The sequence below is a fragment of the Sphingobacteriales bacterium genome (genome assembly GCA_016699615.1).
Classification (GTDB): domain Bacteria; phylum Bacteroidota; class Bacteroidia; order Chitinophagales; family JADIYW01; genus JADJSS01.
On record CP064984.1, the window covers coordinates 1,770,001 to 1,785,928 of the forward strand.

Genomic DNA, 15,928 nt, shown 5'->3' on the forward strand with positions numbered 1-15,928 from the left:
AGCTACCGATTGGGCTAGGGGGCTTCACCGCCTACCAAACCCTGACGAACTCCGAATGCTAACATACATGTCCGGGAGTGAGGCGTGGGGTGCTAAGGTCACGCGCCGAAAGGGAAACAACCCAGATTATCAGCTAAGGTCTCTAAATCCATGTTAAGTTGTGTAAACGATGTTTGGTTGCTATGACAGCTAGGATGTTTGCTTGGAAGCAGCAATTCATTTAAAGAGTGCGTAACAGCTCACTAGTCGAGTGACCGAGCGCGGAAAATAATCGGGCATCAAACATGGTACCGAAGCTATAGATTCTAACTTTGTTAGAGTGGTAGGGGAGCATTCTGAACTGCGTTGAAGGCGATTCGTAAGAATCTCTGGAGCGTTCAGAAAAGAAAATGTAGGCATAAGTAACGATAAATAAAGTGAAAAACTTTATCGCCGTAAGTCTAAGGTTTCCTGATCAACGTTAATCGGATCAGGGTTAGTCGGGTCCTAAGGTGAAACCCGAGAGGGGCAACCGATGGAAAGCTGGTTAATATTCCAGCACCTGCTACTACTGCGATGGGGTAACGAAGGAGTGAAAGTAATACGAGGGTGACGGACGTCCCAGTTAAGATGCTTAGGCGTTGAGAGAAGTAGGCAAATCCGCTTCTTGAGCTGAGGCAAATTTAGCCACAAGTCTTCGGACAAATGGTAATTACCTAATCATACTTCCAAGAAAAACCTCTAAGCTTCAGGCATAAGCTGCCCGTACCGCAAACCGACACAGGTAGTCGAGGAGAGTATCCTCAGGCGCTCGAGTGATTCACGGCTAAGGAACTCGGCAAAATGACCCGTAACTTCGGGAGAAGGGTCGCCTCAGCAATGAGGCCGCAGTGAAAAGAATCAGGCGACTGTTTAACAAAAACACAGGGCTCTGCTAAATCGAAAGATGATGTATAGGGCCTGACACCTGCCCGGTGCTGGAAGGTTAAGGAAGGTTGTTAGCGCAAGCGACGCTTCCGACTGAAGCCCCAGTAAACGGCGGCCGTAACTATAACGGTCCTAAGGTAGCGAAATTCCTTGTCGGGTAAGTTCCGACCTGCACGAATGGTGTAACGATCTGATTACTGTCTCAGCCGTGAGCTCGGTGAAATTGTAGTCCCGGTGAAGATGCCGGGTACTCGCCACGGGACGGAAAGACCCCGTGAACCTTCACTACAACTTTGCATTGACTTTGAGTAAACGATGTGTAGGATAGGTGGGAGACTTTGAAGCGGGCACGCTAGTGTTCGTGGAGTCAACGTTGAAATACCACCCTTTGTTTACTTAGAGCCTAATCCGTCAATCGGAGACACTGCATGGTGGGTAGTTTGACTGGGGTGGTCGCCTCCAAAAGAGTAACGGAGGCTTTCAAAGGTATCCTCAGCACGCTTGGTAACCGTGCGTAGAGTGCAATAGCAAAAGGATGCTTGACTGTGAGACCGACAGGTCGATCAGGTAGGAAACTAGGATATAGTGATCCGGTGGTTCTGTATGGAAGGGCCATCGCTCAAAGGATAAAAGGTACTCCGGGGATAACAGGCTGATCTCCCCCAAGAGCTCATATCGACGGGGAGGTTTGGCACCTCGATGTCGGCTCGTCACATCCTGGGGCTGGAGAAGGTCCCAAGGGTTAGGCTGTTCGCCTATTAAAGTGGCACGCGAGCTGGGTTCAGAACGTCGCAAGACAGTTCGGTCCCTATCTGTGGTGAGCGCATGAGAATTGAGAAGATCTGTCTCTAGTACGAGAGGACCGGGATGGACTAACCTCTAGTGTACCAGTTATGCCGCCAAGGTGTACCGCTGGGTAGCTACGTTGGGAAGGGATAAGCGCTGAAAGCATCTAAGCACGAAACCCACTTCAAGATTAGTTCTCATAGGGTCGTCGAAGACTACGACGTTGATAGGCTATAAGTGTAAAGATGGTAACATCAAAGCTGAGTAGTACTAATAACCCGTTCATTTTTTAAATTATTGATTAATTCCCATTATGTTAAAAATATAACCAAAAATTTTTATGGCGATTATAGCAAGGGTGTTCACCTCTTCCCATCCCGAACAGAGAAGTTAAGCCCCTTAGCGCCGATGGTACTGCCAATTGGTGGGAGAGTAGGTCGTCGCCAAATTTTTACAAGCCTCATAATTTATTATGAGGCTTTTTTTATTTTATATCTCATTACTTTAATCAGAATTTATTTTGATTATTGAAACAAAAATCTTTTTATTACATTTCATAATATTAAATTATATATTGTAATATATATTATTTAAATTATTTTAGCTTTTTTTACTAATATTTTCCAATATTAGATTCATGTTTATTTCTTCATTTATTAATTATAAAGTCATATTTTACTTTTAAATTATAACTTTTCATTATCTAATGATAAGATTTTTAATTAGTTACCTAATTTTAGGTACTTTTTAACGATTTATTGTAACTATTCTTAAATTAATTGTATAAGTTTAATTTCTCAAGCAACCATTCTAAATTATATTGCGTATGAAAATTAAATATTTACAAATCAAATTATTTTTTCTGTCTTTAATGTTTGTGCATCAACTTCAAGCACAAAGTCCTGGTGGAGTATCTACTAGTTTAGTGTCATGGTATAAAGCAAATGCAGGTACTACACTTTCAGGTTCAAGAGTTACGACATGGGCTGATCAAACAGGAACTCGAAACTTAACTACTTTTACAAACTCTGCTACTCCGACTTATCCTATTTTAAGAAATACAGCATCATATATGCTGAATAACAATCCTACACTTGAATTTGATAACGATTTAGGAACTTATCAGTTGTTAAGTAATACTACTAGGTATTTCCTAAATACTAGTCCATTTCATATCATAGTTGTATCAAAAGACTTAGAACCTTCAGGAAATAATATAACAAGAGGTATGATTGGTATGGGTAATGTGAGTGGAAACTATCCATCTTTTGAGTTACAAACAGATGCCACAAGTCCTAATGGTTGGAATTTTTATATGGCAAGTTCTATTCCACTTGAATATTCAGGTGGCAATGCTATACTGTATAATGGTAATACAGGTGGAAGCAATCAACAGCCCCAAATATTTTCAATTGGCTCACAAAACCAAGCAGCAGGTACAAGTAATATTAGAAACTTTGTAGATGGATTCAAGCAATACACAACAATGGATGCTCTTCGTCAAACTGAAATAGGAAATTATTTATACGTAGGAAGCAGTTATACTGAGTGGTGGGATGGTATGGTTGCTGAGATAATAATTTATCAAGATACAATAACTGAGTCAAATTTATTAAAGATAAATACTTATTTGGCTTTAAAATATGGGATTACTTTAGATCAGAGACAAGCAAATAATTATACAGCAAGTGATGGTACTGTTATTTATAATGCATCATCTTTCGGAGCATATAATAATGATATTGCTGGTATTGGTAAAGATGATGGCTCTGGTTTGTTACAATTAAAATCTACAAGTGTAAATGAAGATGCTAAAGTTACTATGAAAGCTGATACAGCCAATGTAACAAGTATAGAATTTCTAGTTTGGGCAAACAATAATTTAAGTCCATTTCCAAATGAAAGAACAGATGTGCCTGCAGGTACAGGAATATCAAATCCAAGTAGATTGAGTAGGATTTGGCATACTCAAGAAACAGGTGATGTAGGTGTTGTTACGCTTGATTTTAATATTAAAGACATGTCTTTTGTTACAAGTGCAGGTTTTAAACTATTAATAAGAAATGGTAGTGATGTAATGAGTGGTGCTACTATTTCAGGCATTACACCAACAATAATTGGTGATTCTATTGTTCGATTTACAGGAGTAGATTTTTCAAATGATGATTATTTTACATTAGTAGGTTCTACAGTTGCACCGGGCGATGTAACAACCAATTTAAAATTATGGTATAAAGCAAATGATGGAATATTAACTGGTGATGGTGTGGCTGTTAGTCAATGGAATAATTCATTAAATGGTTCTACTTATCATATTACGCAACCAACTCCAGCTAATAGACCTAACTTTAATAATACATCTGCCAATCAACAAATTAACTACAATCCATCTTTACGTTTTGATGGAACAAATGATTGCTTAGGAAATGAAACAAGGTTTATGCCCTATAATACTGCATATTCATTTTTTGTTGTAGCATTAGATAGTGTTGCGGTCTATGCTGATTCTGATTGGAGAGCAATATTTAGTGCTCATTCTACTGTTGATTATTTCTCATTATACAAGCAAAATAGAGCAGATAATACATATTTTAATAATATTATTCCTTATGGAAATTTAGGTTATTTGTATAATTATGGTTCATTTGGAAAAGGAACAAGTTATAGTCCTTATGAAGGTGCTTATGGTTCTACTACTCCATTTACAAACAATGCTTCTGTTCAGAAAGCTCAAGCACAAATTATTGGAATGCGTTCTGCTAATAATTTAGCATCAGACCGATTAATTACATATGTAGATGGTTATAAAGATGGCCCTAATTTAGAACCGGCATGGTCATATATAAATGAGAATCCTAGTGATGCTAACCGAATAAATCATTTTGCTAAGTTCTTTGTTGGGTCAGATGCATCTTCCTTTGCTGCTACTTACGAATTTTGGAAAGGAAATATATCAGAAGTGATTGCATACGATAGAAATATTTCTGATGCAGAAGCCAATAAAATTCAATCTTATCTAGGTATTAAATATGGCATTACGCTTGGTCAAGGTAATGGCTATGTAGGTAGAAATGGTAATAACTTTAATTATGTAAATAGTAGTGGTACTACTATTTGGGATGGAACAGCAAACACATCTTATGGCTATGATATTTTGGGAATTGGTTATGATGCAAAACAAGGATTAAATCAAAAACAATCAAAAAGTATTAATGGCGGATTTCAACCTGCTATTAGTTTAAATAATGGATTAGCAACCAATAATGCTAATAATACCAATATATTTGCTGCAGACAATAGCTATTTAATTGCAGGGCATAATGGTTTAGGCACTACTTACACAAATAGTTATACGCCAATTACATTTAGTAGCGCACCATGTTTGTATATCATGGATAGAATATGGAAAGTACAAGAAACAGGTACAGTAGGTAATGTTACTGTAACTATACCAATTGTTACACCAGCAGTTGCTACAACTACTTATATGGTAGTAAGTAATAGTGCAAGTTTTGGAGCAGGTACTTCAGAAATATTAATGACAGATGATGGTGCTGGTAATCTTACGGCACAAGTTGATTTTACAAGTGGTCAATATTTTACTTTTGTACAGCCAGTAACTGCACCAGGTGGTGTTACAACAAATCTTAAAGCTTGGTACAAAGCCAACGATGGTACGCTTACAGGAAATGGTTCTAATGTTACTACTTGGACAAATAGCGCTAGTGGAAGCACCTATAATGTTTCAACAGCTACAGCATCTTACTATCCTAAATTCTATAATACAACAGCTAATAAATTGGTAAATTATAATCCATCAGTAGAATTCGATGGAACGGATGATAGATTAAATAATTCTAATAGATTATTTGCCAAAACAGATGCTTTTGAAATGTTAGCAGTAGGAGTACAACAAAAAACTTCAGGACTAGGTGCATCGTCTTATAGTGAAATTTTAGGTATGGGTACCGATGGTAATTGTCCTGCTTTTGGAATGAATGGATATACAACATCAGGTTGGTATCCTTATGTATCTACAGGTTCTCCTGCTGGTTATACCGCATCAAATGCAATATTATACAATGGCTTCGCAGGAGGTACTAATCAACAAGCACAAATATATGGTATGTCTACGCCTAATGGAGGAACAGATAATGTCTATTCAAATGTGGATGGATATAGTGAATTAACTACTTTAGATGCAAATAGCACAGTCTATGACTATATTGGTAATATGGTATGGGTTGGGAATACAGGGAATGCTGAATTTTTTAAAGGCTTAGCTAATGAAATTATTATTTATAACCCGTTGTGCGGTTTAAATACTTAATATAAAAGTGATGTTGTGCATCATGTTTTAGCATGATTTCTGCACATAACCACTTGAACACCAATTACCCACAACGCACAACATCAAATCAAATTTCGACAAAATTTTTAATCTTTCCAAACTTTATCTGAAAGATTTTATTGTAGATTCCTCTTTTAACTTCCAATTATATAGAAATAAGCCTAAAATGAATGATTGTGAAATCATCGCATTATCACTTTGTGCTGAAGCATTGAGTATTGATTCTGAAAACTTATTTTGGAAGAAATTAAAGGTAGAATATTCATTAGATTTTCCACATTTAATTGACCGTTCTAATTATAATAAACGAAGGCGAAGATTACAGAATTATATTCATCTCTTGAATGAAAAAATGGCACAACCTTTTAATGAATTTGAAGATGTTTTTATTGTAGATTCTATACCTATTCCAATTGTACAATTAGCAAGAGAAAAGCATTCTAAAATATGCAAACATGATTTTGAAACAGCTCCAGATAAAGGTTATTCTGCTGTAAGTAAATCGTATTATTATGGATATAAACTTCACTTGTCTACAACCCTTAATGGAACATTTATGTCAATGGATATTACCAAAGCCAGCGTACATGATGTACATTTTTTAAATAATCTAAAGCATAGTGGAATGAATAATGCTATACTACTTGGTGACAAAGGCTATCTATCTACTCAATACCAATTAGACTTGTTTGAGTCCTGTAATATTCAACTTAAAAACTCCTTTGCGTAACAATCAACAAAACTATCAAAAATATCCATTCATTTTTAGAAAATGTAGAAAGAGAATTGAAACATTATTCTCACAACTTTGTGACCAGTTTATGATTAAAAGAAACTATGCTAAATCATTCATTGGATTGATTACAAGAATCAAATCTAAAACCTGTGCATTAACTGCCTTACAACTTTTAAATAAAATGAATAATAAACCAATCAATCATCTTAAATTCGCACTATGTTAAACCGCACAACAGGTTATTTATAATAAAAAATTAACAGCTATTGAGCAATCAAAAGTAAATTCTTATTTAGCTATTAAATATGGTATTACTTTAGATCAAAGATTAGCCAATGATTATATAACCAGCGATGAAACATCTATCTATGCAGCTTCTACTTTTGGAGATTATGACCATGATATCGCAGGAATCGGTATGGATATTTGTTCTGGTCTGTTGCAACCAAAATCAACCAGTGTTAATGAAGATGCGGTGGTTACTATGCAAGCCAATGTCGCCAATATCTCTAATAAAGAATTTTTAGTATGGGCAAATAATGATTTAGCATTAGCACCTGATGAAAAAACAAAATTCCCAACTTCTGGACTACCAAGTTATGAGTGTCCAAGTAGACTCAGCAGAATATGGCATGTACAAAAAACAGGCGATGTAGGTAATGTTACATTGAGTTTTAATGTTAAAAACATTTCAATTGAAAAAGCAAACAATATTAGATTACTGATTCGAAATGGAAATGATGATATGAGTGGTGCTACTGTTTCATCTATCATACCAACTATCATAGGCGATACAGTAGTACAATTTGCTAATGTATCGTTTGCAAATAGAGATTATTTTACCATTATTGGAAATACATTAAAAGTACCAGGAATGGTAAATGCAAATTTAATTGCATGGTATAAAGCAGATGCAGGTGTTACTGGTAGTCCAGTAAGTACTTGGGCAGACCAAACAGTACCTGCTTATAACCTAACACAAGCTACTGCTGGCTCTCGACCTACAACTGGTGCTTTAATGAATTTTAATCCAACACTAACATTTGATGGTGCTAAATACCTTTCATATAAATCAGGAAGGTTCATGAGTACAACTTCTCCAGGTACACTATTTGGAGCAGCGAATAACAATATAGACAATGGTGGTTATGAAAATTTAGCAGATATAGGCATCGATAATCCACACATGGGAATCTATAATAATACCATGATGATGTATATGACTGGAAGCGCACCTATCCAAGTAAATCATTCTAATAATATTACACAAGATATAAATCAGGTATATGGTTGGTCTTGGAATGGCGGAACGAATGCTGGATCTCAATTAAGATTAGATGGTACATCAAACGACTTTGCAAATACTGATTTTACACTTGTTGGAAATGGTGGTGTATCTGATGGTATGTTCTCAGTTGGTTCTTATGAAGGTTTAGAAATATGGAATGGAGATATTGCAGAGGTAATATTATACAATAGAAATTTAACTGAATATGAAAAGAAACGCGTAGAAACCTATCTTGCAATTAAATATGGTACAACATTATCTCATGATTACCTATCTGGCAAAGGCGATACAATATGGAAAATTGGAGGTGGCTACGATAATGATATTGCAGGAATAGGACGAGAAGACTGTCAGTTATTATTACAAAAACAATCTAAATCTACCAATACTACAAGTGTAGTAACAATTTACAACGGCAATCAAATGGCAGGTTTGCCAACAACAAATGCTGCTAACAGCAGTACTTTTGCTGCAAATGAAAGTTTTATGGTTTGGGGAAATAATGGAGGTTCGGTAACTTATGGCGTAAGCTATACACCACATTCATTTACACCATCTGGTAGTTGTTTCTATCACATGAATAGAATTTGGAAGGTACAAGAAAAAGGTAGTGTAGGAACAGTAACAGTAAAAGCTCCTGCTAAAGCACAATACTTACTTGTACACAATAGTGCTAATTTTTCTACAGGAATGCCAACAGAAATACCATTGGTAAATGATGGTAGTGGGAACCTTTTAGCTACTGTAGATTTTACAAATGGACAATATTTTACTTTTGGTACATTGAATTCATCACCTGGTGGAGTTGCTGCAAATTTAGTGGCATGGTATAAGGCAAATGATAGTATTCTTACAGGTAATGGTTCTTTGGTAAGTACTTGGACAAACTCAGTTATTGGCAGTACATATAATGTTTCGCAAGCAACTACCTTATACCAACCAACATTCTATAATACTACAGCCAATAAATTATTAAATTACAATCCATCGTTAGAATTTAGTTTCCACGAGTTAGCTAATTCAGCAAGATTATACGCTAATACAAGTGGTTTTGAATTATTAGGTGTCGCTAAAGATACAAGAACGACAACAAGCACACTCAATGGATTTATGGGTGTAGGTTATGATGGTAATTATCCAGCATTAGATATAAATACAGCATGGAGACCATGGATGTATGTAAGCTCACCAAGTGACCAATGGACTGGTGGAAGCTCTATTTTATATAATGGTAGCAATGGTGGTGCCAATCAACAGCCACAAATATTTGGTATCGGAACTACAAATCTTTTTACTGCATATGATGCTAATGCAAACAATATGATTTCTAATGTAGATGGTTATAAAGAAGGTACTTATCTAGATGCATATCGTCAGTCTGAAATTGGAAATGGTTTATTTGTTGGTTCTTCAGGAGGACAAGAATGGACAGGATTGATTCCAGAAATAATAGTATATAATAGAAAATTAGATTCTTTAGAACTATTAAGGGTCAATTCATACTTAGCAATTAAATATGGTATTACATTAGACCAAAGACAAACTAATGATTACATCGCTAGCGATGGAACATCTATTTATGCTGCTTCAAGCTATGGTACATATAATAATGATATTGCAGCTATTGGTCAAGATATTTGTTCTGGATTATTTCAACCAAAATCTACTAGTGTTAATGAAGATGCAGTTGTTACAATATCAGCCACAACATTTTTTTGGCAATTGGACTCCAAATTAAATTGTCTGTAAAAAATTTAGCTTCATAATCTGCTGGGTTAGGTGTATTTATGTTGGCGTTCATGTTCCAAAAACCAAAACCAACGCCTGCTGGCATGTTTTCAATTTTCACGCCTGTGCCTGTATTAGTTGCTGTTCTGCTAATTTCAGTACAAAAATTAGTTAAAGCACCAACAATATTATTACGCATAGTATTTCCATTGCTACTATATTTAATTCTTGTAACTCTAACTCCAAAAACTAAGTCAGCAAACAATGAGCTGTAAGGAGAAGTAACGGCATCATCATATATAACAAATAACCTAGTTATAATATTATTTTGCAACAAAAAAGAGGAACGTATAGGCGAAAGCGTACCAATAGGTAAAGGTGGCACATCAATTTCCCAATCGGTGCCTTCTGGTATTATGTTATAAGGCGAATTTTCAAAACTTTCAGTGTGTACATTTTCGTATTTAGCATTAAACTGAAATTTCAAATCTTTGTCTTTGTCGTATATAAACGTATCACATCTGCCACATTGTGCTTTCTGATTAAACACAATGTGTTGATAAGGTGGAAATATTATTGCCATTTTTAAAGTTTTAAAAATGTTTTTGTTTGTTTGCGTAAATTTAGTAAAAATTTTGTTTATAAACTAAATAAAGAGTTAGGAGTTATTAGGTACTAATTAGTACTAATTAGTACTAATTCAGAAAATAGTGGGTAACCCACCAAACCCACCCACTAAAAAAAAGGAAAGTAAAAATATATTTATTTACACTTGTCTTTTTATTAAAAAAAACACTACTAAAAAATAAATTAGTAGCGTAGTAGTAGTGCAGTAGAACTTTTAATCAATAAAATAAGGCGTTTCAGTTTTGAAACTTTTTAAATTTTTTTTTTAACTTAGTAGTGGTAGTGCTTTTTATTTGACATTTTTATGAAATTTTATTATATTTGCTATTGATTTATAACTAAAAACAAACAAACAATGAAAAAATTAATTTTAATTTTAATGGTGGTGCTAGTTTTAGCATCATGTAAAAAAAGCGAAAAATGCCTTGTTGGGAAATGGACACATGTTAAAAGCGTTTGCAATGGCAGAACTCAAAGTATAAATGAAAATTATATAATTACAATAACTGAAAATAGTTTTATTAATGGTAAAACAAATGAAATATTTAATGATATTGTAATTACTGATGATATGATTGGGAATCTACAATATTCATGTGATGGAAAAGTTTTAAAGATTAAATATAATTATTGCCTAAGCGAAAATCCTAACTCAAACGATGGTAGTTTCGATAAAAACTACGAGGAGTACAAACGCTAACAACTGCACATACTCTCTTTATATTTTACTTTGATAGTACTTACATCATTAGGCTTATATTTAATCTCTTTTATCCAAGTATCTTTACCATTTATGCGTATAATGCCTCGCTTGTTGGCTCTAAGTGCTTTATAATCGTTAAAACATAATGGATACTCAAACTCTGCTTCAAATGGTTTAAAATTGCCTAATTCGTCTTGTAAATCATCACAAGAAAAATTATCTGAAATTAGTTTGAATATGTTGTTTTTACCACTAACAGCCCATAATCTATATCCTGTATCACTATAAACCATTCTGTAGCGAACAAAAACTATATTACCAACAGCTAAAGAGAATTGAGCGTTTAATTGCATTAAATATTCATTTGAAGATGGATTTGCTCCATTTAATACAAATTCTTGATAACCAATTTGAGTGCCACCTATTCCACTCCATGCCTCAATACTTAAATATAAATCAGCATTTAATACTGGTGTTGAACCACCTGATTGATAAAAAATAGAACTTGCATTAAAACCATAATCTCCATTTTCTTGACATAAAAAATATGTAAATTGGTCTGGTGGATTGGGTTGGTCATATAAACTATTTTGATTGTCATAATTTGGAGATAAAGGTGGGTTTTGATACCTAATTATGTTATTCCTATCTGATGTAAATGATATACCTGTTCCGTACTCATCTTGTGAAAATGTAATACCATCAGTATAATTAATTTCAAACCCATACTTAGTATTTCTTTGCAAGGCGATACAGCTATTAGCAATACCTACCCAACGTTTTAGTACTTCCTCATTCCACATAAACGTATTTTTAATGCCTCCACTACTTTGAAAATCTACCAATGGTATAGGACTTGGCACAGCCAAAGTCGTAACAGCGTACATAAATATTGCATCTTCAAAACCACTATCATCGCCACTTGGTACACCTTTCACATATTCTATTATTGCACCATCTGTTATAAAATCTGTTGTTAAATCTAATACACTATCCTTTAAACCATAGCAACCACAGCCTACAAATGCTTCATTTGTCCAGCCACTTAGTCTATTTCCTTGCCATATCGTTATATCTTCTGTTCTATCTGTGTTGTTACCTGTTTTAATTTGATTGTAAATGTTGTTGTTGTTCAAATTCTCCACCAAATCTAATGGAATGCCATCTATATTTAGCACAACATCAGTACCATAACTATAATTTTCATCTTCAATCCTAAATGTTACATTTAATAACAACGATTACTTTACATTATATGGAAATTCTATTTCACCAGGTGGTGTTAGCAATCATTTAGTAGCGTGGTATAAAGCAGATAATAATACTAGCTCTGTAGCAACTTCTGGTACTACAGTTACAAAATGGAATGACAATTATGGTAATAGAGATTTGGTTAGATATTATAATACAAGTGCACCTACTTATAGAACGGCTGCACCAAAATTATTAAACTATAATAATTCTATTGAGTTTGACAATGATGCAGCTGTAGAACAATTATTATATAATACATCTACTTTTTTCCCAAATTATAGCGGATTCCAAATGATAACCGTAGGGAAAGATTTAGAAACAAATCTTGCAACACTCAGAGCTACTGCAGGTATGGGTAATTTAGCTGCTGGTAATTATCCAGGATTAGATATACAAAGTGATGTTACAAATGGTTGGAATTTCGTAATGGATTTATCTTCTCCAAGTTATTATTATTCAGAAGGTGCAGGAACTCAACCTGGATATCCATTGCTGTATAATGGACATACTGGTGGAGCTAACCAACAACCACAAATATATTCTGTTGGTTCTGCAAATGCATCTCCATCTGCTGCGAATAATATGTATACATATATTGATGGATATAAATGGCTAACAGATATGGATGCTTTTCAACAAGCACCTATAGGAAAGCATTTATATGTTGGCAGTAGTTGGGATGCACCTTGGGATGGACTTGTTGGGGAAGTATTAATCTATGATGGTTTATTGTCTGATGCTGAAGTACTAAGAATAAATACATATTTAGCTATAAAATATGGTATTACATTAAATCAAAGTAATATACCAGCTAATGATTATACAGCAAGTGATGGTACTGTAATATACGCTGCTTCTACTTATGATGCATTTGACCATGATATTGCAGGCATTGGTTTAGATAGTTGCTCTGGCTTATTGCAGCCTAAATCAACTAGTGTAAACGCAGATGCTGTTGTAACCATGGAAGCAACTGCATCATTCGATAAATCTATATCATTCTTAGTGTGGGCAAATAATGATGAAGATACTGATGGTGATGGTAATAAATTAGAAGATGTACTATATACAGGAATGGTTTGTGCAGATTCTATCTTAGATAGAGACTGGAAAGTTCAACTTACCAATTTCAATAATAAATTAAAACCAGTAAATGTCACATTTGATAGAAGTAAGCTTACAACAATAGGAAAAGATTTTGCTTTATTAATTGATACTACTGGAAATACAAATTACAATCATGCATATATTATTCAACCTACTTCGGTTACTTCAACAACAATAACATTTAATGGTGTTACACAATTTACGAATGGTGCTGTATTTACTTTAGCAACAGATGTAAATGCACATATAGCAAAATTATATCCTTATGGAAATGAAGTAAGCACACAAAAATGTAGAAATGGACAATGGATTTATTTAAAAGATCCTACTTCAGAAAATCATTATTTAGGTGCAATAAAAGATTCTAATTTTATTATAGATTTGAATAACATTACACCTAAGATAGATATAAATTCTGCTTATGCTGATTTAGGTGAAGGTAGCGCCATACAAGCAGTACGTTTAATGCGTAGAATGCTTGAAATTAATTGTAATAGTTGCTATGATAAAATAGCAAATCCTACACCGAACTTTACTGTGCGTATGTTGTATAGTCCTGAAGAATTACAAGCAGCAAGAGATGGTTCTGGTGGTTTAGGCGAAACAGAATATCTTAATGTATTAACACCACTTGCTGGAACACCTATTTTAGAACATTGGGTTAAGGTAGATGGTTTAGTAAGTAGTATATTGCCTGTTCCAGCTCATGGCATAGAAGCAGATGGACAAATTTGGGCATTAGGAAGTCTGACTACAGGTTTAGTCAATAGTATTAACTATGTAGATTTCTTACCTATTGATAGCTTCTCAGTATTTGGTTATGCAATTTCTAAAGCTCAGATAGATAATTCTCCATTACCTATTGAATTATTAAGCTTTAATGGAATAAATGTTGGTGATGATAACTTGCTTTATTGGACTACAACCGCCGAAGTAAATAACGAGAAATTTATTATTGAACATAGTACAGATGGTGCTAACTTCACATCAATTGGCGAAGTACTTGGCGCAGGCAATAGTAATGTGAGTTTAGATTACCAATTTTCACATCTTGCAGTTCCATTAGGTAATAATTACTATAGATTAAAACAAGTTGATTTCGATGGAGACTATTCATATAGTAATATGATTGTAATCAAAAATAATGGTAGTGAAAAGCAAGAGATATTAATTTATCCAAATCCAGTAAATAGTGAATTAAATATCGCATTTTCAAATATTCAAAATACATCACCTAATGTGCGAATAATTAATACACTTGGACAAGAAGTTTATACGAAGCAGTTTGATATAAGTCAGAATAGATTGGTAAAAATAGATACGCGAATATTGAGTAATGGTATGTATATATTATTTGTAGAAGATATGCAAAAAGGAACAAAACAATACTATAAGTTTAATAAACAATAATTAGTTGGAAGCATAAAACTTACTAACTTTTAAAAAGGAAAGGCTGATAAAATATTTTATCAGCCTTTTAAAGTAAATAGTAAAACATATATAAGTTTTTTAAATAAAACCAATAACTTTTAATGCTAGCTTTATATCTCCAACAACTTTTAATTTTTTAAATGTGTAGGCAAATACAGGATTTATTTTTTTATTCTTTATTTTATTAAAAGTTGGAATGTCAATATAGATTGCACAATCTGCATTAGGAACATTATTGTTGTGATATACGTAAGCTCCACTACTGCCATCAATAACAATTATGCCTTCAGGCAAGACAAATTTTAGGACTGATTTGATAACATTTTGAGACTTTGATCTTTCTATCAAGTATGCTTCAACTTCTTTTAGTGTTGTCATGTTTGTATTTTTTAGTTAATAATATTATTGATAAACATGCAAACATAAATCTTAATATTAGCTCATCAACGATTCATCATCCTACTTTTCATTCTACTAAATGACACTGGCTTGATACCTAAATATGAAGCCAATTGATTTTGTGGTAACCGTGTAATGATATTAGAATGTTTATCGATAAATAGTTTATACCGTTCTTCTGGTTGTAAGGTTACAAATTCTTCTACTCTATCAATTAATTCTAGAATTAGACTTTCTAATGCAGCAATTATACTTTTGTCAATTTCTGCATCTGATATTGACATTTGTTTTAATAAAGAATATTCAATAACAGCAACTACACTATCTTCAATTGCTTGGTAAGATATAGAAGAAGCTTTATGTTGTAAAATACTACGATGTGAAGCAAAAATGGTATTCTCTTCTCTAAACCAGAACGTGTGTTCTGTTTTATCTTGTTGATAGTAAGCTCTAAATAATCCAGATATTACAATAACTATTTTGCCGTAATAATTGCCAGCTTTTATTAAATGTTGCTTTTTAGGTACTTGAACTATTTCAAAGTCACTCCAGTGTTCCAACACTTTTTCTAAACTAACATTTGGAAAATTCTGCTTAATACCTTTTAAAAAC

The 15,928-nt window shown here is 33.8% G+C and carries 8 protein-coding genes, 2 rRNA genes and 1 pseudogene (1 of these 11 cut by a window edge); 7 read left to right on the forward strand and 4 right to left on the reverse strand.

Annotated features, from left to right (window positions below; genetic code table 11):
* From IPK18_08405 to IPK18_08425, 5 genes and pseudogenes are all read left to right on the forward strand, one after another.
* A 23S ribosomal RNA gene (locus tag IPK18_08405) occupies nucleotides 1–1,987 on the forward strand (it extends 888 nt beyond the left edge of the window).
* A gap of 44 nt (nucleotides 1,988–2,031) precedes the next feature.
* Nucleotides 2,032–2,141, forward strand: a 5S ribosomal RNA gene (gene rrf / locus IPK18_08410).
* Between the two features lie 377 nt (nucleotides 2,142–2,518).
* Nucleotides 2,519–6,022 carry a hypothetical protein gene (locus IPK18_08415; GenBank protein ID QQR96931.1) on the forward strand — a complete coding sequence of 1,168 codons (3,504 nt, stop codon included), beginning with the start codon at nucleotides 2,519–2,521 and terminating at the stop codon, nucleotides 6,020–6,022.
* Between the two features lie 187 nt (nucleotides 6,023–6,209).
* Nucleotides 6,210–7,005, forward strand: a pseudogene (locus IPK18_08420) (IS982 family transposase).
* Nucleotides 7,006–7,197: 192 nt separating this feature from the next.
* Nucleotides 7,198–9,816 (forward strand): hypothetical protein, encoded by a 2,619-nt coding sequence (locus tag IPK18_08425; GenBank protein ID QQR96932.1) that lies wholly within the window; start codon nucleotides 7,198–7,200, stop codon nucleotides 9,814–9,816.
* On the opposite strand, the gene IPK18_08430 is transcribed toward IPK18_08425, so the two are convergent.
* A complete protein-coding gene (locus IPK18_08430; protein QQR96933.1) occupies nucleotides 9,758–10,378 on the reverse strand; it encodes a hypothetical protein in 621 nt (206 codons plus the stop codon). The two genes, IPK18_08425 and IPK18_08430, sit on opposite strands and share 59 nt — an antisense overlap.
* 399 nt (nucleotides 10,379–10,777) lie before the next feature.
* Between IPK18_08430 and IPK18_08435 the strand changes: the two genes are divergently transcribed.
* Nucleotides 10,778–11,122: a hypothetical protein gene (locus IPK18_08435; protein QQR96934.1), complete on the forward strand. Its 345-nt coding sequence runs from the start codon at nucleotides 10,778–10,780 to the stop codon at nucleotides 11,120–11,122.
* Here IPK18_08435 and IPK18_08440 read toward each other — a convergent pair.
* Nucleotides 11,119–12,363, reverse strand: a complete 1,245-nt coding sequence (locus IPK18_08440; GenBank protein ID QQR96935.1) for a hypothetical protein — start codon at nucleotides 12,361–12,363, stop codon at nucleotides 11,119–11,121. The two genes, IPK18_08435 and IPK18_08440, sit on opposite strands and share 4 nt — an antisense overlap.
* Before the next feature lie 151 nt (nucleotides 12,364–12,514).
* Between IPK18_08440 and IPK18_08445 the strand changes: the two genes are divergently transcribed.
* Nucleotides 12,515–14,896 (forward strand): T9SS type A sorting domain-containing protein, encoded by a 2,382-nt coding sequence (locus tag IPK18_08445; GenBank protein QQR96936.1) that lies wholly within the window; start codon nucleotides 12,515–12,517, stop codon nucleotides 14,894–14,896.
* Between the two features lie 99 nt (nucleotides 14,897–14,995).
* On the opposite strand, the gene IPK18_08450 is transcribed toward IPK18_08445, so the two are convergent.
* Together IPK18_08450 and IPK18_08455 are read right to left on the reverse strand one after the other, a co-directional pair.
* Nucleotides 14,996–15,295: an SCP2 sterol-binding domain-containing protein gene (locus IPK18_08450; GenBank protein QQR96937.1), complete on the reverse strand. Its 300-nt coding sequence runs from the start codon at nucleotides 15,293–15,295 to the stop codon at nucleotides 14,996–14,998.
* A gap of 65 nt (nucleotides 15,296–15,360) precedes the next feature.
* The gene (locus IPK18_08455) at nucleotides 15,361–15,876 is read right to left on the reverse strand and encodes a Crp/Fnr family transcriptional regulator (GenBank protein QQR96938.1); all 516 of its coding nucleotides are present in this window, start codon (nucleotides 15,874–15,876) and stop codon (nucleotides 15,361–15,363) included.
* Nucleotides 15,877–15,928 lie beyond the last annotated feature (52 nt).

Excerpts from the sequence above, each read along its gene's own strand:
- IPK18_08425 (QQR96932.1), top strand. The coding sequence starts at position 7,198 with ATGGATATTTGTTCTGGTCTGTTGCAACCAAAATCAACCAGTGTTAAT.
- IPK18_08430 (QQR96933.1), bottom strand. The coding sequence starts at position 10,378 with ATGGCAATAATATTTCCACCTTATCAACACATTGTGTTTAATCAGAAA.
- IPK18_08450 (QQR96937.1), bottom strand. The coding sequence starts at position 15,295 with ATGACAACACTAAAAGAAGTTGAAGCATACTTGATAGAAAGATCAAAG.
- IPK18_08415 (QQR96931.1), top strand. The coding sequence starts at position 2,519 with ATGAAAATTAAATATTTACAAATCAAATTATTTTTTCTGTCTTTAATG.
- IPK18_08435 (QQR96934.1), top strand. The coding sequence starts at position 10,778 with ATGAAAAAATTAATTTTAATTTTAATGGTGGTGCTAGTTTTAGCATCA.